At 38.5% G+C, this 24,156-nt stretch carries 15 protein-coding genes; 7 read left to right on the top strand and 8 right to left on the bottom strand.

All coding sequences use genetic code 11. The annotated features are described in order from the left end of the window. Position 1 precedes the first annotated feature (1 nt). The 4 genes from aroE to SOM16_RS03215 form a co-directional block, all read right to left on the bottom strand. Positions 2-745 carry a shikimate dehydrogenase gene (aroE, locus tag SOM16_RS03230; protein WP_320462549.1) on the bottom strand — a complete coding sequence of 248 codons (744 nt, stop codon included), beginning with the start codon at positions 743-745 and terminating at the stop codon, positions 2-4. Between the two features lie 89 nt (positions 746-834). Beyond that, the gene (locus SOM16_RS03225) at positions 835-1,602 is read right to left on the bottom strand and encodes a phosphosulfolactate synthase (protein ID WP_320462548.1); all 768 of its coding nucleotides are present in this window, start codon (positions 1,600-1,602) and stop codon (positions 835-837) included. A gap of 60 nt (positions 1,603-1,662) precedes the next feature. After that, entirely contained in the window at positions 1,663-3,066 is a 1,404-nt protein-coding gene (locus SOM16_RS03220; RefSeq protein ID WP_320462547.1) for a tetratricopeptide repeat protein, read from the bottom strand. Between the two features lie 335 nt (positions 3,067-3,401). Beyond that, positions 3,402-4,049 carry a hypothetical protein gene (locus SOM16_RS03215; protein WP_320462546.1) on the bottom strand — a complete coding sequence of 216 codons (648 nt, stop codon included), beginning with the start codon at positions 4,047-4,049 and terminating at the stop codon, positions 3,402-3,404. Positions 4,050-4,324: 275 nt separating this feature from the next. Between SOM16_RS03215 and SOM16_RS03210 the strand changes: the two genes are divergently transcribed. From SOM16_RS03210 to SOM16_RS03200, 3 genes are read left to right on the top strand one after another with little or no spacing between them, the layout of a single operon-like run. Then, positions 4,325-7,435, top strand: coding sequence for a SusC/RagA family TonB-linked outer membrane protein (locus SOM16_RS03210; RefSeq protein ID WP_320462545.1), 3,111 nt, complete (start codon positions 4,325-4,327; stop codon positions 7,433-7,435). 17 nt (positions 7,436-7,452) lie between these two features. Further along, positions 7,453-8,955 carry a SusD/RagB family nutrient-binding outer membrane lipoprotein gene (locus tag SOM16_RS03205; RefSeq protein ID WP_320462544.1) on the top strand — a complete coding sequence of 501 codons (1,503 nt, stop codon included), beginning with the start codon at positions 7,453-7,455 and terminating at the stop codon, positions 8,953-8,955. Positions 8,956-8,968: 13 nt separating this feature from the next. Then, the gene (locus tag SOM16_RS03200; protein ID WP_320462543.1) at positions 8,969-9,865 is read left to right on the top strand and encodes a DUF1735 domain-containing protein; all 897 of its coding nucleotides are present in this window, start codon (positions 8,969-8,971) and stop codon (positions 9,863-9,865) included. 79 nt (positions 9,866-9,944) lie between these two features. On the opposite strand, the gene SOM16_RS03195 is transcribed toward SOM16_RS03200, so the two are convergent. Further along, entirely contained in the window at positions 9,945-12,455 is a 2,511-nt protein-coding gene (locus tag SOM16_RS03195) for a M1 family metallopeptidase (protein WP_320462542.1), read from the bottom strand. Positions 12,456-12,578: 123 nt separating this feature from the next. Here SOM16_RS03195 and SOM16_RS03190 point away from each other — a divergent pair, with 123 nt between their 5' ends. Next, positions 12,579-14,120: an aldehyde dehydrogenase family protein gene (locus tag SOM16_RS03190; RefSeq protein ID WP_320462541.1), complete on the top strand. Its 1,542-nt coding sequence runs from the start codon at positions 12,579-12,581 to the stop codon at positions 14,118-14,120. Between the two features lie 177 nt (positions 14,121-14,297). Here SOM16_RS03190 and SOM16_RS03185 read toward each other — a convergent pair whose 3' ends face one another. After that, positions 14,298-16,106: a DUF4153 domain-containing protein gene (locus SOM16_RS03185; protein ID WP_320462540.1), complete on the bottom strand. Its 1,809-nt coding sequence runs from the start codon at positions 16,104-16,106 to the stop codon at positions 14,298-14,300. A gap of 134 nt (positions 16,107-16,240) precedes the next feature. Here SOM16_RS03185 and SOM16_RS03180 point away from each other — a divergent pair, with 134 nt between their 5' ends. Beyond that, positions 16,241-19,051 carry a TonB-dependent receptor gene (locus SOM16_RS03180; RefSeq protein WP_320462539.1) on the top strand — a complete coding sequence of 937 codons (2,811 nt, stop codon included), beginning with the start codon at positions 16,241-16,243 and terminating at the stop codon, positions 19,049-19,051. A gap of 62 nt (positions 19,052-19,113) precedes the next feature. Next, complete coding sequence (locus tag SOM16_RS03175) at positions 19,114-19,887, top strand: GLPGLI family protein (protein WP_320462538.1); 774 nt, start codon at positions 19,114-19,116, stop codon at positions 19,885-19,887. Positions 19,888-20,469: 582 nt separating this feature from the next. Here SOM16_RS03175 and SOM16_RS03170 read toward each other — a convergent pair. Then, positions 20,470-21,258: a rhamnogalacturonan acetylesterase gene (locus tag SOM16_RS03170; protein ID WP_320462537.1), complete on the bottom strand. Its 789-nt coding sequence runs from the start codon at positions 21,256-21,258 to the stop codon at positions 20,470-20,472. Between the two features lie 10 nt (positions 21,259-21,268). Then, positions 21,269-22,909 carry a glycoside hydrolase 43 family protein gene (locus SOM16_RS03165; RefSeq protein ID WP_320462536.1) on the bottom strand — a complete coding sequence of 547 codons (1,641 nt, stop codon included), beginning with the start codon at positions 22,907-22,909 and terminating at the stop codon, positions 21,269-21,271. 278 nt (positions 22,910-23,187) lie between these two features. Here SOM16_RS03165 and SOM16_RS03160 point away from each other — a divergent pair, with 278 nt between their 5' ends. Continuing rightward, positions 23,188-24,144 carry a pectinesterase family protein gene (locus SOM16_RS03160; RefSeq protein ID WP_320462535.1) on the top strand — a complete coding sequence of 319 codons (957 nt, stop codon included), beginning with the start codon at positions 23,188-23,190 and terminating at the stop codon, positions 24,142-24,144. The last annotated feature ends 12 nt before the right edge of the window (positions 24,145-24,156 follow it).

The raw sequence follows: 24,156 nt of genomic DNA, 5'->3' as shown, positions 1-24,156 counted from the left end.
CTTATTTATTCCATATTGCCCAGGCTTTTTCGGCCTGCTGATGCAACATTTCTAAACCATTTTTAGTAACAGCCCCACGTTCTGCTGCTTTTACAAGGAAGGCTGTTTCCAATGGATTGTAAACTAAATCGTAAGCTAAATGCTGGTCTCCAATTTTTGAATAATCTATATCAGGATAAGTATCTACATTGGGCGACATGCCCAATGGGGTAGTATTGATCAGCAATTTATGACTGGCTAAAATATCAGGTGTTACTTCCGAATACAAAATGGCATTTTCTGCTACTTTTCGAACCACAACCTGGTATCCGATCCCCAATTTTTCTAATACGTATTTAACTGCTTTTGCAGCTCCGCCATCACCAAAAACCAGGGCTTTGATATGTTGTGGCTTCAGCAGCGGTGTCAAAGATTTCTCAAACCCATATGCATCGGTATTAAAACCTTTTAAATACGTCTCGCCCTGAAAGCGCTTTACGCATATGCAGTTTACGGCACCAATTTTTTCTGCAGCCTCATCAATCTCATTTAAAAAGGGAAGTACACTTACTTTATGCGGAATGGTTACATTTAAACCGCAAATGGTTTCATTGGTGCTTAATAAATCTGGCAGGGATTTAATGTTTTCAATAGCGTAAAGCTCATATTGATGGTCAGCAATGCTTTCATTTGAAAATTTTTCTGTAAAATACTTTTTAGAAAAAGAATGAGATAGCGGAAATCCGATTAAGCCGTAAGTTTTCATAGGTGTATTTACGTCAATGCGAAGCAAAAAGCAATCTGGATGATCAAAAGATTCAGATTGCTTTTTGCCTCGCAAGGTCAATTTCTAATTTATTTAGTCTGATTCAGGAAATAGTCGAAAGTATCGCCTCTTAATCCTAAACGGATGGTTTCTAAAGGAATTACTTCCGCTGGAGCAATGTTACCGAGGTTTACATTCGTTCCAATTAGTTTAATAAACCAAACTTGTTGTTCTTTCTGTGGAGCTTCCCAGATAATGGTTTCTTCCGGAATCTGAGTTAAAATCTCGTCTACTAAACCTTCACGAACCTCGCCACTACCGCGGTAAATACCAACATTTCCACCTTCACGTGCCTCAGCAATTACTTTCCATGCACCAGCTTCAATCTCCGCTTTCATTAATTTGATCCATTTATACGGTGCAAATATTTTAGCGGCATCTTTACTGCCCACTTCAGAAATTACGGTAACCTGTTTAGCTAATTCAGTGATGTAACCACATTTCAAATCGTGCTCAATCTCGATAGAACCATCTGATACTTCGGCGTATTCCATGCCATATTGGTCTAGAATACGTTGATAATCTGAAAACTGATTACGGATGATGAAGGCTTCAAATAGTGTTCCTCCAAAATAGGTAGGAATACCGGCACTTTTATATAAAGCTAATTTTTCTTTAAGGTTTGGCGTAACATGAGATGTAGCCCAGCCTAACTTTACGATATCTGTATGTAGACCGGCAACTTCAATAAAATCTTCCACCTGGCGCAGGCTCAATCCTTTATCCATAACCATTGTAAGGCCTTTCTGGCGTGGTTTAGCAGGACGTTCAGGAACGTTTAATAATGGGTAATTCATATGCGTACAAAAGTGAAAAAAATTTTGAGATTTATTTGTTAAATTTTTCTCAAAAGGCTGTTAGCGAATATAGCGGTTAATAAGATTAATAATGGCACTGTTATCCTGCAATTGAGGTAAATACTCAAACAAGATATAATGCTTATCAGGATCAGTTGTTAACGCGGTTTCCAAAAAGCCGAGCGCATCTGCATAATTTCCTAATGCAAACAGGTAAGCAACCATGCGGTAGTAAAGCTCTGCAGCTTCAGGATTATTTTTAATTGCTTCGGCCATTGTTTCTGATGCCTCTAACAGTTTTCCTTGCTCGTACAGCACGGTACTAAAATCCAGCCAGGCCTCGATATCTAAAGGATTGTATTCTAAAACCTTTTCGTAAGCTGTAATAGATTCTTCAATCTGGCCAAGTTTGTAATAAGCATCGGCCATGGCAAACCAGAAATCTGGATTTTCAGCTTCCAAATCAATTGCTTTTTTATAGAAATGTAAGGATTCAAAATAGCGTTCCTCATGGTTTAACGTTACGCCAATTCCAAACCAGGCATCTGCCATTTTCGGATCCATTTTTACCGATTTCTTATAGTAAGAACGGGCTTCGTCCATTTTTTCTAACTTTTCATAGCATTCACCAATTGCGCAGTATGTATCTGCATTGGGTTGTTCATATTCGAAAGTTTGTTTGTAAACGTCGATGGCTTCATCGTACTTATCTAGTTGCACCAGGGCATTACCTTTATTAAAATAAGCTGAACTGAAATCTTCTTTAATTAAAATGGCATAATCATATGCATCAATCGCTTTTTCGAAAAGATTAAGCTTATGAAAACTATTACCCAAATTATACCAGGCGGCATAAGAATAAGGATCAGTATCAATGTATTGCTGATAAAAGTTGATGCTTTCTTCTTGTTTATCTAACACATCATAACAGAAAGCCAGTTCATAAAGGCCGTCCTGATTTTCCATGTTTTGTTCCAAACTGAGTTTAATATAAGTAATGGCACTTTCGTAATCACTCATGCTTTGATATACATAAGCCATTTGCAAAAGTATCTCATCAGTGCTTTCTGCCAAACCTAAAGCCTTTTCATAATTTTCTAAAGCCTCACTAAAGCGTTCGGTATTTTGAAAAATATTACCACGTAACAAATAAATATCTGGCTCTGATGGTTCCAGTAATTCGGCTTTCTGCAAAGCAAGGAAAGCCTTGTCATGATCATTTGTGAGAATATAAAGATGTGCTTGCTTAATTAAAAATACGGTTGCATAGGGGTGTTGATTAACGGCGTAATCTACCACTTGCAAAGCCTTTACCGGATCATTTTTTTCAATGTAAAAATCTACAATATACTCAAAGGCGCCCGCATCGAAAAAATACTGATCCTGATTGCGGATCATCTCTTCGTAGCGTTCTACCGAACGTTGTGCGTCTTCGTTGGATTCAAAAAAGAATTCTTCTTCCATATACAATTAAATTAAAGAACCGTGCCAATTGGCAGAAAAATACAACATAAGTTTACCAATTTATACTATTCAGCCCAGAAATAATTATTAACATCTATTGTTTAAAACGATGTAAATGGCTGAAAATAAAGCCTATTGTTGTAGTTATGATGTGTGGATAATCAAAAGATTTTTTCAACACCGCGGTTCCTTTTCCCTTCTTTTACAAAAATAAGATAAATATATGGGAGAAAGGTAATTCAGGAGTCAGGAAAAGCAGACCAGTATTTTGGTAGAAAAGTATCAAATAACTATTGTTTAATCTGAGTTATGGCGTGAGGTGCTTTGCAACGCAGCTATTTTAAAGAATTATAGAAGTTAAAAATTTTAATAAGATCATCTTCACGCTTTGGATTCAATTGTTCACTTTTAATCATTGTGATTACCTCCGTTTCTTTATCTGCCATGATCTTGCTTAGGCTTTTAGCTGAAGGAATAAGTTTTTGAATCACTCCAGCTTTATTGGTAAAGTATTGATCGTGGTGCACGAGTTTCTCCAATGTTTTTTTTGTATACCAATCCTGAACCGACTCTTTGCTAACTGAGTATTGTTTCAGAAGTGCAGGGTTACCATTTACAATTATTTTGTAAAAGCCAGTTGTATTTCCTGATTTTAACAGATGAAACTCATTTAGCTTTCCGAGCGAATCTATTAGCGTAAATGATTGAATAGCATCTTGAACGATATATACATTGGCGTTTTCAATGTATTCCAATTGTTGCGTTTCCAAATTATATCTTAAATTCTTTACTTCAAACTCCTGTTGACCAGCGGTTTTTATTTTGCCAGTGGTAAGATGGCTGTTAAAATACGGACTCCCTTGGATATTGCTTTTTACAACTGACTTTAAAAGTGGTTTCCCTCCCAGTCCTACTGTGACATTTTGAGCCAGGGAAGAGGTTATTAATGCAGAGAAGATCAGATAGAGAATAATTTTTTTCATATTTTTTAGTAAAATTTAATGAAAGCCTGCTGTTTCATTTAGTTTCTTTCTTTTGGCATATTTATCTTAATTAAAAATCAAAACAAACTCAAAAAAAGCTAAAATAAGTAGTTTTTTGGTAACTGATAAGTTAAAAAATCTAATTTGCTAAAACATTTTAGTAGTATTATAATGGCAATTTATAATATTTTTAAGATAAGTCTATTTTTTTTTGATTTAATGGGATAAAAAACTGTAATTCGGGAATTATTAACTAAAAACAAACTTTAAGAACTATGAAAAAACTCGTACTGTGTTTATTCATGTTTTTATTTTGCGGCATTATTCAGGCAGATGCTCAAAGTAAAAATGTTACCGGGAAAGTGGTTGCATCTATTGATGGACTGCCTCTTCCAGGTGTAAGTGTCCGTGTGAAGGACACAAAAAAAGCCGTTTCCACCGGGTCTGATGGAAAATTTGTAATCAATGTTGGGCCAAATGAAGTGTTACAATTCTCATTTATAGGGTTTGTAGCAAAGGAAATTACCGTTGGTTCGCAATCAAATCTCAATGTAGCTTTAGAAGCAGATTCAAAAAGTTTAAACGAGGTTACGATTTCTACCGCTTTGGGTATCAAACGTAAGCCAAAAGAAATTGGTTATGCTACACAACAGGTAACTGGTAAAGCATTAACTTCTAGCAGACCAACCAATCTTGCAACAGGTCTATCAGGTAAGGTTGCCGGCTTACAGATTAATCAGGCCAACAACCAGATTGATGCCGGTGATCAGGTTAGGGTTGTATTGCGTGGTAACCGGTCTTTCACCGGAAATAACCAGGCGCTTTTGGTTTTAGATGGTATCATCGTGCCCTTGGGTCAGCTGAATTCGATTAACCCGAACGATATTGAGAATGTAAATATTTTGAAAGGTGCAAATGCTGCAGCGCTTTATGGATCAGATGCTTCGAATGGTGTAATCATTGTAAGTACCAAGAGGGGATCTGCTGAAGGAGGGAGCATAAGTTTTACTAATTCCACGTTACTAAATCGTTTAAGCTATTTTCCCAAAGAGCAAACGGAATTTGGTGGCGGTACCACACAAGATGATTTTGGATTTGGATTATATACTCCTTTCGAGAATCAAACTTTTGGAGAGCGTTTTGATGGCAGCATCAGACCATTAGGAAGAATACTGGAAGATGGCACCTACCAAATGGTTCCTTACACCTACAAAGACGGAGAGAAAGAAAATTTCTTCGAAACAGGAATTGATGAGCAAAATGATTTGACCTATTCCGGAGGAAATGAAAGCGGAACAACTTACATTAACCTGCAAAGGGTAAACAGTAAAGGCTATGTGCCAGGCGATAAATCAAACAGAACAGCTATTCGAATTAATGGAACCCGAAAGTTAGACAAGTTTTTCGCAGATTATTCATTTAATTACACGCAGCGAAACTATGATAAGAGTACAAACCAGGTTTATAACAATGTAATTAATACACCCGGTAACGTTCCGTTGACGGAGTATAGTGATCTAAATTCTAAATATGGCAATCCTAACGATTACTATAATGATTATTACAGCAGTCCTTACTTCGGTTTACAGCAGTACCGCAACAATGAGAGAAGAGATGATTTGTTGGGAAATCTATCCTTCACTTACAAACCAGTTGATTGGTTGAGTTTATTGGCCAGGGGCGGATTCAGTAGTAAAAACACGCAGGGTAAAAATAAGAATTATGCTTATACCTACTCCGATTTTGCACATGATTCTGGCAAGGCGGCGGCGGCTACACAATACATTCGGTCATCAGTAGGAGACTATAATGAATTTGAAAGCAGATACACTGGCGATTTTCTTGCTACAGCAACTAAAACGATTAATCAATTTAAATTTACTGTTATTGGCGGTGCGCAGGTCATCCAGAAGAACTATAAATATATGATCCAATCGGGTTCTAATTTGGTAGTGGATAACTTGTTTAACATCAATAACCGTACGGGCGAAATTGTAGGTTCTGAAACAGAGCGCAACTCTCGTCAGCTAGGTGTGTTTGGAGATATCACCGCTACTTATAATGATTACTTAACCCTTCACGTATCCGGAAGAAATGACTGGGATTCCAGATTATCGCAAAGTAACCGTTCGTTCTTCTATCCGGCAATTGATGCTGCGTTAACCCTTACCGATGCTATTCCTGCATTAAAAGAAAGTAAAGTAATTAGTAACCTAAAAATACGTGGTGGTATTTCAAAGGTATATGCCGTTCAAATTGATCCATACCGATTGGTTTCTACCATCAATCCGGCAGGGAACTTTCCATATGGCAGCACCGCAGGTTACTCCATCGATAATATAGTTTACGATCCGAATTTAAAGCCAGAGCAAACAATATCTAAAGAGATTGGGTTTGACATCGGTTTTCTAAATAACCGCATTACTTTAGAAACTTCTGCATATCTGCAAAACACCAAAGATCAGGAAATTATCAACGGGATAGATTTATCTGGTACAACGGGTTACACCAGTGCAATTATCAATACGGGTGAAGGGGAAAATAAAGGAATTGAGTTTAGCTTAAATGCGGCTCCGGTTATCGGTTTATCAAATGGATTCAGGTGGAATGTTGGGGTAAATTATTCTTATAATACCAATAAAGTATTATCACTGTATCAAGGTCAAAACCAATTGGGTATTGGCGATAATAACTATATCGTAGTTGGTCAGAGTTTTCCGTCATTGCAGGTAAGTAGTTATCAAACTGCTCCTGATGGGCGTGTGATTGTTGATGCCAATACCGGTTTGCCATTGTCTAATCCAATAAATAAAGATTTCGGACAAACTAATCCTAGCAGTGTTCTTGGTATTAATACCAGCTTCACGTTTAAGAATTTTACTTTATCGGGCGTTGCGGAATACCGCAGCGGCAACGTTTTCTACAACAGTTTTGCCAGCACGCTTGATTTCGCGGGGATTAGTTACACATCTGCTCAGGCAGGACGTGAGCGTTTTATTTATCCAAACTCAGTGATCGAAACTTCTCCAGGTGTGTATGTGCCAAATACAAATACCACAACAATACAGGGAAATGGCTCATTTTGGTCGGATGGAATCCGTACAAACACTGCTTCGAATTATGTAATGAGCGCGGCCTTTTGGAAAATAAGAGAGCTTTCACTTGCGTACCAGGTACCAACGCAATGGCTACAGAGCAAAGCTAAATTTATCAAAAATGCCAGCATTGCTTTGATTGGAAGGAACCTGTTTATGTTCAGACCAAGCGACAACATCTATACCGATCCGGAGATTAACATTGGAACAGGAAATGCGCAAGGTGTAAACAACTTAAACCAAACGCCGCCAACACGTATTTACGGTTTTACGGCAACAATTGGCTTTTAATAATTAAAGAACAAGAGATGAAAAAGAAATTAATATATGTATTTACGGTATCAGCAATATTATTGTTGGGTGCTTGTAAAAAGGGGTTTTTAGATATTAATGATAATCCAAATAATGCTACAGTGGTTAAACCAGCGCTAGTGTTAACTGGAGCACTAAATAATACAGCCGCTTACACAACAGGTAATTCAGTTTTTTACAGTTTTGCTGCATTATGGATGAACTATTGGATGACACCCGGAGGCGTTTCGGGCTGGTACGAGGAGCGCTCTTATAACTTTACCACTAACTGGAGCGGATCTACTTTACTTTGGGCCAATCTCTATGATAATTTAAATGATTACAATTATTTAGAAACGCAAAGTAAAGCAACTGGGCAGACCTTTTTCGTAGCGGTAGCCAAAACCATGAAAGCATGGGATTATCAGTATTTGGTAGATTTCTATGGTAATGTGCCTTATACTCAGGCATCAAAGTCTGTTGCTTTCTTGAATCCGAAATATGATAAAGCGCAAGATATTTATGAGGATTTAGCAAAGCAACTTGATACTGCTACTAACTTATTCAAAGCAGCAACGGTTAGTCCTGCTGATGCAACTGCCGATATTTACACAAAAGGAAGCGTACAGAAATGGGGTAAATTTGCCAATACATTGAAGTTGAGGATTCTGCTAAGACAGTCTGAAATTCCTGGAAGAGCGCAATACATCAAAGATGAAATTGCCAAGATTACAGCGAATGGATTTGGTTATATCGGAACAGGAGAAGGCGTATTTAATAACCCTGGTTATTTAAATACTGCAGGTAAGCAAAATCCATTCTGGGCCGTTTATGGTTACGGCGTAGATGGTACAAGAACTGCATCACATGGTTATATGTTAGCCAGCTCTTATGGTTTGAATTTCTTAGAGGATAATGACGATCCGAGATTAGGTAAACTTTACAATACCGTTAATGATGGCGCAGGAAGTACCTACGTGAGTTTAGTTTGGGGTCAGGAGGTAAACTTTGATCAAACAATTGTAACCGTATCCAGTATTGGAAAAGGAGTGTTGAAATCATACGATCAGCCCCAGCCCATTATCACAGATTTTGAAAGTTTGTTCTTACAGGCCGAAGCTGCACAAAGGGGCTATTTAACCAGTAGTACGCAAAGTAATTATGAGGCCGCTGTAAAAGCGAATTTTGTATACCTGGGGTTATCAGAGGCAGATGCAACAACTTATCTAACTGATCAGGATGTGGCGAACTGGACTCAAAACTCAGATAAAATAGCGTTAATTATTAAACAGAAATGGGCAGCCATGAATGGTACAAATGCCATCGAAGCCTGGACTGATTACCGACGTTTGGAATTACCTGCAGATATGCCAATTTCTATCGCTTCTACAGTAACTACCAGGAAGATTCCGGTAAGGATGTTATATCCACAAAGGGAGTATAACACCAATGCAACTAACGTAGTTGCAGAGGGTACAATTAACCAGTTTACTTCCAGAATATTCTGGGATGTCAAATAAATCAAGTAAAACGATGAAAAATACAAATATATTTAACGGGCTTGTTGCTGCACTCTGCGTAATAAGTTTATCTTCTTGTTTAAAAAACAAAAATGAACAGCCTGATTTTTCTGCCACAACGCCTGTTGTAGAAATTCCTGTGGGTTCACCAGTTGGTGATGGCGGTATAAATTCACTTACTACTTCACTGATTCAACAAGATACACCAAGTGATTACATTTACTATATCAATTACGCAGCATCAAGCACGAAATCTACAGATATCAAGGTCACGCTTTCTGTAGATCAGGCAGCGCTTGCAGCTTACAATGCTGCCCATGCTTCAGATCCTGCTTTAACAATCGTACCACCCAGTGCTTTTACTATGCCGGTATCGATTATCATTCCGGCCAATCAACGAAGGGTTCAGGTGCCTGTTAAATTCATCAGTACATTATTGGATCCGGCAATTACTTATGGTCTGCCGGTAACAATAACGGATGCATCAGGAGAAGTGATCAGCAAGAAGTTTGGTTCGGTGGTCATTAAGGTTGCAGTCAGAAATAAGTACGATGGAAAATATAGTTTGAAAGGATATGTTTTTAGAGAAGGTGATACTGATGGTCTAGCTGGCTTCTTCAAAGGTTTAACGCAAGATCTATCTAGTAATGGAGCTGCGGCATTGAACTTTTCTCAGGTTTGGAAAACTGGAAGTGGAGCTGGTGGTATTGATGGATTAACCATTAGTGTGAATCCTGCCACGAATAAGGTAACCATGAAAAGCACTGCAAATGCAACTTTAGCAAATGATCCTGCTTATGATAACCGTTATGACCCAGCTACCAAAACTTTTTATCTTTCTTTTAAATGGGGAGCAAGTCCGGCAGCAAGATCGGCCACAGATACGTTAACTTACGTTTCGCCAAGATAATCTATTAAAATTAGCTTAATACAAGAAGAGGCCCGCTATAAATAGTCGGGCCTCTTTGTTTGGATAGATATTATGCCAATTATTCTTTTCCTAAATCTGCTGCTGCTTTTTTAAATAATTCAGCTTGCTTGTTCAGGTTGGCTTTTGCTTCTCCGTTTGATGATTTTGCCTGCGTTGATTTGCCTTGTGCAGTTGCTTCGTAAGCGGTAGAAAGTTGCTTGTTTAAGTAAGCTTGCAGTTTCAATCTTTCGATTGCACGGTTAATATTTTGAAGACCTTTTTCGGTTACCGTTGGGTTGGTGTTGGCCCTTAAGTATTGAAAATATTGACCAATCACAGCGAAAACTTCATTTCGGTTTCCTTTTGTAGCGATGTTGGCATAAAAATCTTCATGCTCATCTTTTGGGTCGCTGATATAAAGCGTAGCGATTGAAGGTGCAATATGAGTCTTAGTATCCTGATCCAAAGTAGCCAAAGCAGTTAAACTTTCCTGCGGCGCCAGTTTTGCCAGCCCGCTAATGCCTGCTGCAATAACACGGTAAGACCTGTCTTTTGTACTGGCTACCATTAACTCTTTATAGCCTTGATCGCCGGTTTCTGCCAGTTTGGAAATGGCTGCAGCTTTCACTTCTGTATCTTTGTCTGTTTTTGCCAGTTGCAATAAAACAGGTAACGCGGCAGTTCTGATTTGTGCATCTTCCAGGTTTAATCCATCAATACTTAAAGCACGCAAATCTCCGGAAGGATCTTTCAAGCCTGCCAGCAAAATCTGTTGACCGCTTTTCGCCTTGCTTTGCATAATAAACTGTATCGCTTCAATTCTGTTGGCATAGGTGGGTGCATTTTTATATTGAAAATAATAATTCTCTGCAACTTTATTATCGTTCAATTCCCCAACAATGATCTTATCCACATCGAAATCGATTAGGTCGGGTTTGGTGCTCACCTCAAAAGAAAAAGTTTGCTCACGGCTATTAATTAATATTTCTTTGCTGATTTTCTTTCCACCTGCATAAATATCAACTTTAACAGGTAAGGTAAATGTTTGCACAGCAGAATCCTGTGTTTGTTTCACTTTAATGGTTGCTTTTTCACCACTATAGTCATAATCTACGGCTAAAATAGGGTGGCCGCCATTATAATACCATTGGTTAAAATAAGGACTCCAATCTTTACCGGTAACCTCTTCCATTGCCAATCTCAATTGATGCGTTTCCCCATTTTTGAATGCATTGGTGGTTAAATATTTATTTAGCGATTTGTAAAAAGCAGCATCGCCCATTTGGTTTTTCAATGCATATAAAATAACCGATCCTTTGGCATAACTTACATTATCAAACATGTCTTCTTTATCTGCATAATGAAAACGAGCCAGAACAGGGCTTTCGCCATTTTTCGTAGAACTGATGTAGGATTGTAATTTTTCGTAACGGGATTTATCTTCAGCATCTTTTCCGGCATCGTGCCCGTGCCAGATTACTTCTCCAAAGGTGGCAAAGGATTCGTTCATCGTTAGGTTAGACCATGATTCTGCAGTAACATAATCGCCAAACCATTGGTGGAAAAGTTCATGGGCAATGGTTCCTTCTTCATTTCCATCTAACAATTCGCGATCAGTTTTTTGAATTTGCTCACCATGTAAAGTGGACGTAGTATTTTCCATCGCGCCCGAAACATAATCTCTGGCTACTACCTGTGCATATTTATTCCATGGGTAATCCAAGCCCAGGGTCTCGCTATAAAATTTCATCATTTCGGGCGTTTTGCCGAAAATTTGTTTGGCATAAGGCGCAAACTTTGGCTCCAGGTAATAATTTACTTCTTTGCCTTTGTACGTATCTTTTGTGATTTTGAAATCGCCAATAGCCATCATAAATAAATATGGCGAGTGTGGTAACTCCATTTTCCAGGTATCTGTTCTGGTACCATCGGCATTTGGTTTCTGGCTCACCAGTTTGCCGTTAGAGAGGGTTGTATATTTCGATTTAACGGTCATCGAAATTTCTTGTGTAGTTTTCTGATCAGGTTTATCTATGGTTGGAAACCATGCAGATGACGATTCAGTTTCGCCCTGTGTCCAGATCTGGGTAGGCTTATCTTTGTCTGTTCCATCCGGATTAATAAAATACAAACCCTTAGCATCTGTAATGGCGGCACTACCTTTTACTTTTAATTCATCCGGCTTCGCCGTGTACGCAATGTAAATAGTATACTTCTCTGCGTTTGTGTATTTTTTATTTAGGGTGATGAATAACTTGTTGTCATTGTAAACGTATTTCAAAGGTGTATTTCCTTTTGTCCCCACTAAAGCAACCGTTTTGATATCCATTCCCTGCGCATCCAGCGTTAATGAATCTGTAGGATAGAAATGAGGCTTAAGGGTTACCCATTCTTTGCCGTTTAAGTAGCGCTTTGCATAGTCGAAAGATACATCCAGTTTGGTATGAACCAAGTCATTTACCTTGGTTGGTGTAACCCGATAGATAGCCAGGTTTTCGGGTTTTTCAGCAGATTTTTCCTGAGCCGAGACATGGCCAACCACAAGAATGGAAAGCAATAAGGCGCTACAGGTAAGGAATTTTCTATTCATTTTTTATAATTATATAAGTCAGTTATGTTTAAAACAGGTTCAGAGATAATGTGATAAAGTAAACGTTCAAATGTACCTGCTTTCTCTTAATTTTTTGTTTTTTTGCGTAAATCGTTTAGCTATATGAAGACAGATATTCAATCCATTTTGGATCAATTGGGTGTAAAAGCAAGTAATGCTGCTTTTAGCACAGGAAGTAAATGGGGCGGGGATGCAAACACTGAGTTGCTCGAAAGTTTTTCTCCGGTCGATGGAAAATTAATTGCTTCAACGAAGGTGGCTACAGCTGAAAATTATCATCATGTTGTAGAAACTGCCCAGGCTGCATTTGCAGAATGGCGTACTGTTCCGGCGCCAAAGCGTGGTGATATTGTACGTCAGTTTGGCGATGCATTGCGGGCAAATAAAGATTCGTTAGGCACTTTGGTTTCTTACGAAATGGGTAAAAGCCTGCAAGAAGGTTTTGGTGAAGTGCAGGAGATGATTGATATCTGCGATTTTGCGGTTGGTTTGTCTCGTCAATTATATGGTTTAACCATGCACAGCGAGCGTCCCAATCACCGCATGTATGAGCAATGGCACCCATTGGGAATTGTCGGAATTATTTCTGCATTTAATTTTCCGGTTGCGGTTTGGAGCTGGAATGCGGCTTTAGCTTTGGTTTGTGGGAATGTTTGCATCTGGAAACCATCAGAAAAAACGCCTTTAACCGCAGTGGCTTGTCAGCATATTATTGCGAAGGTTCTAAAAGAAAATGATGTTGCAGAAGGTGTTTGCAATCTGATTTTAGGTGATAGGGAAATAGGAGCGGTGATGACTAACGATAGTCGTGTGCCATTAATTTCTGCAACAGGCTCTACCAGAATGGGTAAAGAAGTTGCGGCAGCAGTGGGCGCCCGCCTGGGTAAAACATTACTTGAGTTGGGTGGAAATAATGCCATTATTATTTCTGAACACGCAGATTTAGATATGAGTTTAATCGGTGCAGTTTTCGGTGCGGTTGGTACGGCTGGTCAGCGGTGCACTTCAACCAGAAGGCTGATTATCCAGGAAAGTGTTTATGATGCTTTTAAAGAAAAACTGGTGAAAGCTTATGATCAATTGCGCATTGGCGATCCATTGGATCAGAATAATCATGTTGGTCCGCTGATCGACAAAGATGCGGTTGCCGCCTATTTAGATTCTATTCAAAAGTGTAAAACAGAAGGCGGAAATTTTGTTGTGGAAGGTGGCGTGTTAACGGGCGATCATTACAGCAGCGGATGTTATGTGAAACCTTGTATTGCAGAGGTAAAAAATGATTTTAAGATTGTGCAGCACGAAACTTTTGCACCAATTTTATACCTGATTAAGTATAAAACATTAGATGAAGCCATTGCTTTACAAAATGGTGTGCCACAAGGCTTGTCATCAGCCATAATGACTTTAAACCTGCGAGAGGCAGAGTTATTTTTATCGGTAAAAGGTTCTGATTGTGGTATTGCGAATGTAAATATTGGCACCTCGGGTGCAGAAATTGGTGGTGCATTTGGTGGCGAGAAAGAAACTGGCGGCGGAAGAGAAAGCGGGTCTGATGCCTGGAGAGCATACATGCGCAGGCAAACCAATACCATTAATTATTCGAATACGTTGCCATTGGCGCAGGGCATCAAATTTGATTTGTAGGAGTTGTTTTGGCTAAAGTTACCAACTTTTTGAAAGTTGGTAACTTTACATAATGATTAATGGTAAAAAATATGGCAAGAAAAGAACATGATCATCAAAAACTGGAGTACGGTTCTTTCTATCCTATCTATAACATGACTATAGATAAGCAGCCTATGTTTTTACTTGCTTGTTTAATTATAATTTCTTAATCAACAAATGTGCTTCTACATTAAGCCAGCCATATTTTGAGCTACCATTGCTTTTATATCCGCTAATGTTGTCGATAATGTATGTCAATTGATAATGATTCACTGTTTTAGAAAAGGTTAACTCATTTTCAGGAAGAAGAAACTCCTTACTATTTTGTGTTGGTTTTAGTTTATCAGCATCGGCCAGTGCTACTGATTGATCAAAAATTTTAGAAAGATTTACATTTATTTGTGCCGTATCTCCAACTTTGATCGATATATTTTTATCATCATGTAAACGGTTTACTCTTATTTTTACACCATTCAAAACCTTTTCAGTATCATCATAGCTACTAATATTCATGAGGTAATCATAGCCCTTAATATTTAAAAAATCATGATTTGAATTGATGAACTTGTATTCTGAACTGCTGTAGAACGCATTTTTATCATTTACTTTAAAAATAGAAAAAGCAGAATCTACTGTAGCTGAACGCTTAGTGTACCACTCAACGTGCTTATTATTAATATTTTGCGCTACCCGCTTTAAATCCTTTTTGGTAAAATCCTGTAAAACACTTAGGCCATGTCTAGATACCAGGTACCTGATGATCATGGGTTTCTCTTCCAGGTCTTCTGTTTTCTTTGAGTTTAATATTTTCTTTAATCGGCTTAGCTGAGAATATTTAGATAGACCAATTGCACTTTGGGGGCCATAAACCGCAAAAAGCGTTACGATTGCAAGGCTGATAGGAATGACTTTAATATTCTGTTTCTTACTAAACAGGAAGTAAACCGTAATGCAGGTAAGCCAAAGCGCGATGGTAACCAGAATATAACGGCTCTCCGTAATTCCATACGGACCAACGCGTTTCCATACCGCCAATAAAAGTAGCACAATCAGTGGTACAAGCATGGTGTAAAAAAAGCGGGAGAATAACTTAATCCAACTGTTTCCTTCCTTGTCTTTCATGGGATAAATGAGTAGAAGCGAAAGAATACCAAAAACACTGTAACCAATAATTAAACTGGAAACCAAGCCCTTTGGAAGCGACCAGATAGCGATGATTTTAATTTCGTAAAAAAGTAAAATCGCCAGGTAAATGGTCATTAATGGGATCAGCACAAACTGCGTGAAAATCTTTAACCCTTTAGGATAAGATACGTCTTCGTCTAATTGTTGGAAGTTTCCGGGTACACCGGCTAGAAAGAAAATCGGACTAAAACCGCCAGCTATGATTGCAAAAACCGTCATGTAGGTTCGCCAGCTAATGTCGACATTAAACAAGCCATCAATAGCAACAAGTGCAATTGCCAAACCACCATATAAAACAGCAGAATAAAGTGCCGCCGTTAAAAAGCGTAAGAACAGCACTTTATTAAATTGCCAGAAACCATTGGTATGGCCTTGATCCATAAACGGAGAAAAGGCTACAAATAAATGAAATGCAAATGCCAGCAAGCCAATCCGGAGCTGATCAGAAAAATTATCGTTCGGATCAAGCAAAAAGAAAAGCACAATACAGCACAACACAGCTGCAATTCTGATTAACCACTTTTTCTGCGGCTTAAATGCTTTTTTTTCTGCCAATAAATCTAACGCCAGTGTAAGGGTAAGACCGAGGTTACTAATAAAAACTGCTTTGAGCAATAAGCTTGAAAGCTGATAATTAGTGGGGTTGGTGCTGTATTGATCAATATTAATATAAAAAGCCCAACAAACTGTTGCAATCACAATGAATACAACCTGCACGGGAAAGCGTTTAATTACTGCTATTAAGCCTTGATAGAGATGTTGTAAAGATGGAAGTTTCATCGTGTAAAAATTTCTTTAAATATAAATCTTTTAACCATTTAAGCACTTGTATTATCAAATTGTTAAAAAAGGTTAAAGGCTATTTTAACTAAGCTATTAGTTTTATCTTGTGGTTCGAAACTAATCAACTATTTATGAAACGAACGCTCCTCTCTTTGTGCTTTCTGGTTATTGTAATGTCTGGTTTGAAGGCACAAAACATACACCAGATCAAGGGCCGAACCATAGACACGGCCTCTACCTCCTTACTTTCCAACGCGACAATTTCCGTATTAAATGCGAAAGATTCCACACTGGTAAAATTTACCAGATCTACCGAAAATGGTTCTTTTGAAATAGACGGCATTAAAAACGGCAAATTTATTCTGCTGGTTTCTTATCCAAAGTATGCCGATTTTGTGGATAAATTTACTTTAGATTCTACGACACAGGTAAAAGATTTTGGAAAGATTAACCTCACTGGTATGGCTAAACTTTTAGCAGATGTGATTATTAAAGGAGAACGGGCCGCCATCAAAATAAAAGGTGATACCACAGAATTTAATGCTTCAAGCTATAGTATTCAGCCTAATGATAAGGTAGAAGATTTATTAAAGAAACTACCTGGAATACAGGTTGATAAAGATGGAAAAATTACTGCGCAAGGAAAAACGGTGCCAAAGGTATTGGTAGATGGAGAGGAGTTTTTCGGGGATGATCCTACATTGGTGACCAAAAACCTTCGGGCAGATATGGTTGATAAAGTACAGCTTTATGAAAAATCCAGCGATCAGGCAGCATTTACTGGTGTTGATGATGGACAAAAAACTCAAACGATCAATATTAAACTCAAGGAAGACAAGAAGAGTGGTTATTTTGGAAAAGTTGATGGTGGTTACGGTACAGATGATTTTTATCAGGGCCAGGCGCTGTTTAACCGTTTCAAAGCCAAACAGAAGTTTTCAGTTTACGGTACAGCCAGTAATAATGGTACAACAGGCTTAAGCTGGCAGGACAACAATAAACTAAATGCCGGAGGCGATAACATGCAAATGGGTGAGGATGGAAGTATGTGGTTTAGTTATGGAAGCGGTGACGACTTAGAAAATGGTAATTATTATGGGGAAGGAATTCCAAGAGCATTAACAGGTGGAGCGCACTATGATAATAAGTGGAATAATGATAAAGAAACCATTAACACCAATTATAAATTAGGATCGCTAGGCATTAAAACAATTAAAAATACCATTAGTCAGAATAATTTACCTGATGGGGTTATTAATACCAATACCGACGAAAACTCAGATAGAAACGTATTCAGACAGAAAGTTGATGCAACCTACACCATCAAGCTAGATACTACCAGTAACCTTAAGGTTTCGGTAGATGGAATGCTTAAGAACAGTGATAATACATCCAGTTTACTCAGTACAGGCTTACGTGGTGATAATTCACTCTTAAATAGCAATGAGCAAAGAAACAGTAGTGATGGTAAAGAACAAAGCTTTAATATTTCTGCCTTCTACACTAAAAAACTTAAAAAGGTGGGGCGAAATTTTTCCATAAATCTTAGTCAGCGATTTAACGAGATCAGTACCGATGGTTTCTTGTTTTCTGATGTTAATTATTTTAATGAAGCGAGTGTATTTTTAAGAGGAGAGCTTACTGATCAGTTAAAGAAAAATGTAACAAGAAGTTCTATTTTAAGTACAAACTTTACTTATAATGAACCCATAACAAAATCAATGGCGTTGGTACTTAATTACGGCTTTGGCATTAATGATAGCCGTTCTGATCGGAAATCATTTAACCAATCTACACCCGGAAATTATGATGTTCTTGACCGGGAATTTAGTAATGATTTTAAAGCTACTCAATATATTAACCAGGGTGGGGCCGTTTTTAATTATAAAAAGCAAAAAACAACGATCAGTTTTGGTAGTAAAGTGAGTGCCGTAAAGTTCGATCAGCTAGAACAATTGTCTAATCAAAGTTATAGCCGGAGTTTTGTAAACTGGCTTCCACAGGCCAGCTATCTATATAAGTTTTCAGCACAGAAATCATTCAGATTAAGCTATAATGGAAATACTACCCAGCCAACTGTAGAGCAGTTGCAGCCAGTTAGGGTAAATGATAACCCTTTATATCAACCTTTAGGTAACCCGGATTTGGCTCCGTCGTTTAATAGCCGTTTTGGCATTAATTATAATGCTTATAAAGTTTTGAGTCAGCAATCCATTTACTTAAACGGTAATTTTGGTTTTGCCAGCAAAGCAATTGTTAGCAGTACCGAAACAGATGTTTTAGGTAAAACGATAGCCAGGTCTGTTAACTTGAATGATAAAACGCCAGTTAATTTTAATTTTTACGGGGGTATTAACAGAAAAGTAAAGTTTCTTTTTGATACCAGTATTGGTTTGGGCTTAGGTGCAGGTGGCAGCACTAATTATAGTTATGTAAAAAATCAGTTTAGCGATGTTTTTGAGTTGAATCAAATTGAGTCTATTCGCTTTAATCCAACCATTGATATCAACAGGTACAAAGACAAAAGCGAATTCTACATTAGTTTTGGGCCAAGCTATAATTCACAGGTAGCATCATTGCAAAAAGAGCGTGCAAATAAAGGTTGGGGGGCTTTTGGTTATGGAGGCTTTGGGCTCACCTTACCGAAGAAAATAAAAATCAGAGCAGATGGCGAATACAACTACACACCTAAATCGCCAGCATTTGATACGAGTTTTGAGCAAATCATTATTAATGCAGCCATTACCAAGGCCTTTTTCAAAAACGAAGATTTGAAATTCACGGTACGTGGTAATGACCTGTTTAACCAGAACCGAGGCTTCAGAAGATCTGCCTATTCCAATATGATTACGCAAACGAGTTATAATAATATCAACCGTTACTTTATGTTATCCCTCGTTTGGGATTTCAATAAAATGGGCGGCGGAGCGCCTCAAAAGTAGGCTGATTTTTTTACTTAATCATGCCGATAATAATCTAAATATTGACCTTTTAAAATATTATAATGAAATTAAGATATGCTATCCTGTTGCTTATTTGCACTATGAATTATGCAATGGCACAAAATGCACGTTTTGTAAACCAGGGAACTATTGAGTTTGAAAAGAAAGTAAATGCCTATGCCTTGTTAAAAGATCAGGCAAAACGATACCCGGATAACATTTGGAGTACGCAGGCCCTGGAGCAGTATCAAAAAAATAATCCTCAGTTTAAAACTTTAAAAAGCGAGCTGATATTTAAGAATAATCAAACCTTTTTCAATCCGATACCTGATGATAATGCCACCAACAACTGGCTGAATAGTTTTGGATCTGCGAAGCAGAGTAACATTATTTTAACCAATTTAAAAACCGAAACCAGCATTAATCAAAAATCAATTTACGAAGAAACTTACCTGGTTAAAGATTCTATTCGTAAAATAAACTGGAAAATCACCGACGAATTCAGAACCATTGCAGGATATGACTGCCGGAGAGCCAATGCCTTAATCATGGATTCAATTTATGTAGTTGCTTTTTATGCAGAAACGATTCCGGTATCTGGTGGGCCGGAAACTTTTAGCGGCTTGCCAGGAATGATTTTAGGTGTAGCCTTACCGCGCGAACATATTACCTGGTTTGCCACCAAAGTTAGTGATGTTGAGGTTGCCGATGCCCAATTAAAAACGCCATCTAAAGGTAAACCAGTAACTAAAAAGCAATTGAGTGATATTTTAAAAAGTGCTTTAAAAGATTGGGGAAACTATGCAAATGATATCTTAAAATCTGCAGATATGTAGAGAAGGTTAGGTTAACCGCAAAGAGGCAAAGTGTTCGCAAAGAAAGCGAAGTTGGGTGTACAATTATTTTAGCTTAGCGCCCTCTGCGTATTGCCTTTTGTTTCTTTGCGGTTGAACTGGGGTAACTAACTTGGCTTAGGTCAAACTGCTGTAAACACTACCTTTTATTGATCTTCTTCAGGCCTTCATAAACCAAATGTTAACCGCAAAGAGGCAAAGTGTTCGCAAAGGAAGCGAAGTTGGGTGTACAATTATTCTAGCTTAGCGCCCTCTGCGTATTGCCTTTTGTTTCTTTGCGGTTAAACCGGGATGACTACCTTGGCCGCAAAGAGGCAAAGTGTTCGCAAAGGAAGCAGTGTTGGGTGTACAATTATTCTAGCTTAGCGCCCTCTGCGTATTGCCTCTTGTTTCTTTGCGGTTAAATTGGGGTAACTACCTTGGCCGCAAAGAGGCAAAGTGTTCGCAAAGAAAGCAAAGTTGGGTGTACAATTATTCTAGCTTAGCGCCCTCTGCGTATTGCCTTTTGTTTCTTTGCGGTTAAACCGGGATGACTACCCTGCTTAGGTTAAAGCGCGATAAAAACTACCTTTTATCCATCTTTTTCAAGCCTTCATACACTAAGCGTGCAATTTCTTTTGCCCCATCCGGCTGGAAATGTGTATTATCTTTTTGTCCTTTCGGATAAGCCACATATTTGCCGGAATCTAAATTCATAAAGTAATTTTTAGTTACGAAATCATTTCCTTTGGATGTAAAAAATGCTGCAGATAATGTGGTTAAATCAATAACCGGAACTTTTAATTCTTTGGCTACATCAATAACAGCCTGTGGGTATTCGCCATGTGCGCTACCAAGTTTTCCATCTTTCCAGGGATAATTTCTAGTTACCGGAGTAATTAAAATAGGTTTTGCACCCTTTTCCAGGCTTTCCTTCACATACATGCGAAGAAAATCTTTATAACCAGGAATATCCACATAACGTTCTGGTTTATCTTTAGCCGCATCGTTATGTCCGAACTGGATTAGCACGAGGTCGTCTTTCTTTAACGTTAATAAAATTTCTTTCCATCGGCCTTCCTCAAAAAATGAGCGGGTACTTCTGCCACCTTTAGCCTTATCTACTACCAGAGCGCTATCTCCGCTAATTAAGCGGTTCAGGTTTTTTAAACTATCTTTTGATAGAAACTGCTGAAACACCTGTCCCCAGCCCATTAAAGGATACCGCTTCTCCATGTAATTTCCTTCCAGTGCATAATCTGCAACGGTAGAATCGCCAATAAGGTAAACTTTAACAGGCTCATGTTTGAAAATGAAGGACATCGTTAAAACCATTAATCCTGCAAAGACAAAAAGCTGATTATATTTTTTCATATGTTGCGTTTTATTTTAACTTTTCAATTCTGAACCAATCATACTCCGCTACGCCAGCATCATTGGTTTGCGTATCTCTAAGGGCAAATAAGCCTACTTTTGCGCCAATCCATTGTCCTGCTGTTGCCTGAAATTCTTCTCCAACTTTATTAAAATGAAGTCCGTCTTCACTGTAACTAAACTGGCATTTTGCTCCATTAGAAATGCTCACCCTAAACTGAACACTTCCTGATCTTAGCTTTGCAATTTCTTTTTCGTTTTCTGCCTTCCCTTTATCGGCAGCCTGGCAAACACCATACATCAGATAAAACCCATCTTTTTTACTTTGGATGCTAAGCTGCGCATAACTTCTTCCCATGATCACGATACCTGTTTTCTCATTCTCAAGTTTTGGATTTGGTTTAAAATTAACTTTCGTAGTAACGGAAAATTCATCCGCCGGAAATTTCTGCAGCAACAGATTGGGTACATCCCATAGGTTTTTTGCATCATCAGGGCTTTTAGCCGTATAAAGTTTTAAAACACCTTTGCCGGCATCTGTAAATAACCATGTTGGCTGCGGATTAGCTTGCCACTGCCATTGCAAACCCAGGTTTGAAGCGCCAAATTCATCGCTTTCTACTGGTGTAACAATAGGGTATGTTTTACCAACATTCGGTTTTTTATAAGACATTACCGGTTCCCCGATGCCATCTCCGTCTCTATCGCTGCCAATAACAGGCCAGTCTTTTATCCATTTCATGGGTTGCAAATGCACCACTCTGCCATAAGCATCTTTATCCTGAAAATGAAGAAACCAGTCTTCACCTGTTTGTGTATTTACCCAGGCGCCCTGGTGTGGTCCGTTTACAGTAGATTTTCCCTGATCCATCGCTACCTTTCTCTCATAAGGGCCATAGATATTTTTGCTTCTTAAAATCAGTTGCCAGCCGGTAGAAACCCCGCCAGCAGGAGCGAATAGATAATAATATCCATTTCGTTTATAAACTTTCGGTCCTTCAATGGTTGGATCAAGTTCATGCCCGTCGTAAACTATTCTTCCGGTTTCAATTGCTTTTGTACCATCAGCAGTGAGCGGCATTATGGCTAAAACACTTTTAATTCCGGCGCGACTTCCGGCATAGGCATAGGCCAGGTAAGCTTTTCCATCCTCATCCCAAAACGGACAAGGATCAATCAGGCCTTTGCCAGCTGCGACCAGTTTCGGTGCAGACCATTCACCCGTAATGTTTTTTGCTTTAGTAAGATAAATGCCAAAGTCAGGATCCGGGTAATAAATATAAAACTCACCATTTCTATAGCGGATAGATGGTGCCCAAACGCCATTTCCATGTTGCGTTTTTTCGAAGTGCTCAAACGGTGGCTGGCGTTTCAGGGCATGGCCGATGATGCTCCAGTTCACCAGGTCTTTAGAATGCAGAATGGGCAAACCAGGTATGGCATCAAAGCTTGAAGCGATCATATAAAAATCGTCGCCCACGCGAATGGCATCCGGATCTGAGTAATCTGCATTAATCACAGGATTTTTAAACGTGCCGTTGCCCTGATCTGCCACCCATACTTTAGAAACGTAATTTGTAGGGGGTGCCTGCTGCGCCATTACGCTTGTACTCAAACTTAAAATAAGAATTGAATTGTATAAATATTTCATTATCGTAATTGATACCTGGTTAGTTTTATTCGCTTGACATTAAATCACATCAATCAAAATTAGCATACAAACAAGATTAAGCCTTTTTTTATTTGTGAGCAAGTTGATACTGTGCAATCGTTCCCGACATCGTTTGCGATCTTTATTGTCAGCATTTCTTCTTCCTGATGATTATTAATGTTTAAAATTGTTCATCATATATTTGTTAAAGCTCGGCTACGTGATTAAGTTTATACTTTACGTGGCCGATTTTAATTTATGCCTAACCAGATCCCAATATGAAATTTATTATTTTAGTGCTGTTTGTTGCGTTCTCATTTACTGCAAATGCAATTGATGCCAAACCAGATTTTGTGGTCGATGCAAAAGGAAGCGGCAACTTCAAAACTGTACAGGAAGCGATTCATGCTGTGCCAGATTTTAGAAATAAAATCACTATAATCTTTATTAAAAAAGGAGTCTACAAAGAAAAGTTAATTCTGGCTGCTTCCAAAAAGAACGTCAGGCTGATTGGAGAAAGTTTAAATGAAACCATTTTAACCTTCGATGATTTTGCCCAAAAGAAGAATGTTTTCGGAGAAGATAAAGGTACATCTGGTTCATCCAGCTTCTATATTTATGGGGAAGGATTTTCTGCAGAAAATCTCACATTTGAAAATTCTTCTGGTCCGGTGGGGCAGGCTGTTGCCGTTTGGGCAGGTGGCGATAAATCGACTTTCTTGAATTGCAGGTTTTTAGGTTTCCAGGATACTTTATATACCTACGGCGGAAACAACCGACAATTCTATAAAGATTGTTACATTGAAGGTACGGTAGATTTTATTTTTGGCGCTGCCACTGCCTGGTTTGAAAACTGTACCATTTTCTGTAAAAAACAAGGTTATATCACGGCCGCCTCTACTGCTGATACGACCAAATTCGGCTATGTTTTTAATAAATGTAAAATCACAGGCAATGCTCCTGCCAATAGTTTTTATCTCGGTCGCCCTTGGCGACCTTATGCAAAGGTTGCCTACTTAAACTGTGAATTGCCAGATCTAATTCGTCCGGAAGGATGGAACAACTGGGGGAAAGAAAGTAATGAACAAACGGCTTACTATGCTGAATACCAGAGTACAGGAAAGGGCGCTGATCCAAAAAACAGGGCAAAATGGTCTCATCAACTGAGTAAAGAGGAATATAAAAGTTACATTATGGAAAACGTTTTCCGTGGATGGAATCCTGTAGGTAAATAGCTGCCTTATTTA

The organism is Pedobacter sp. CFBP9032 (genome assembly GCF_034045265.1).
GTDB lineage: Bacteria > Bacteroidota > Bacteroidia > Sphingobacteriales > Sphingobacteriaceae > Pedobacter.
Note: the sequence above shows the minus strand (reverse complement) of the source record. Positions and strands in the feature narration are given on the sequence as shown.

Coding starts and splice junctions, on each gene's coding strand:
- aroE (WP_320462549.1), bottom strand. CDS start 745: ATGAAAACTTACGGCTTAATCGGATTTCCGCTATCTCATTCTTTTTCT.
- SOM16_RS03225 (WP_320462548.1), bottom strand. CDS start 1,602: ATGAATTACCCATTATTAAACGTTCCTGAACGTCCTGCTAAACCACGC.
- SOM16_RS03220 (WP_320462547.1), bottom strand. CDS start 3,066: ATGGAAGAAGAATTCTTTTTTGAATCCAACGAAGACGCACAACGTTCG.
- SOM16_RS03215 (WP_320462546.1), bottom strand. CDS start 4,049: ATGAAAAAAATTATTCTCTATCTGATCTTCTCTGCATTAATAACCTCT.
- SOM16_RS03210 (WP_320462545.1), top strand. CDS start 4,325: ATGAAAAAACTCGTACTGTGTTTATTCATGTTTTTATTTTGCGGCATT.
- SOM16_RS03205 (WP_320462544.1), top strand. CDS start 7,453: ATGAAAAAGAAATTAATATATGTATTTACGGTATCAGCAATATTATTG.
- SOM16_RS03200 (WP_320462543.1), top strand. CDS start 8,969: ATGAAAAATACAAATATATTTAACGGGCTTGTTGCTGCACTCTGCGTA.
- SOM16_RS03195 (WP_320462542.1), bottom strand. CDS start 12,455: ATGAATAGAAAATTCCTTACCTGTAGCGCCTTATTGCTTTCCATTCTT.
- SOM16_RS03190 (WP_320462541.1), top strand. CDS start 12,579: ATGAAGACAGATATTCAATCCATTTTGGATCAATTGGGTGTAAAAGCA.
- SOM16_RS03185 (WP_320462540.1), bottom strand. CDS start 16,106: ATGAAACTTCCATCTTTACAACATCTCTATCAAGGCTTAATAGCAGTA.
- SOM16_RS03180 (WP_320462539.1), top strand. CDS start 16,241: ATGAAACGAACGCTCCTCTCTTTGTGCTTTCTGGTTATTGTAATGTCT.
- SOM16_RS03175 (WP_320462538.1), top strand. CDS start 19,114: ATGAAATTAAGATATGCTATCCTGTTGCTTATTTGCACTATGAATTAT.
- SOM16_RS03170 (WP_320462537.1), bottom strand. CDS start 21,258: ATGAAAAAATATAATCAGCTTTTTGTCTTTGCAGGATTAATGGTTTTA.
- SOM16_RS03165 (WP_320462536.1), bottom strand. CDS start 22,909: ATGAAATATTTATACAATTCAATTCTTATTTTAAGTTTGAGTACAAGC.
- SOM16_RS03160 (WP_320462535.1), top strand. CDS start 23,188: ATGAAATTTATTATTTTAGTGCTGTTTGTTGCGTTCTCATTTACTGCA.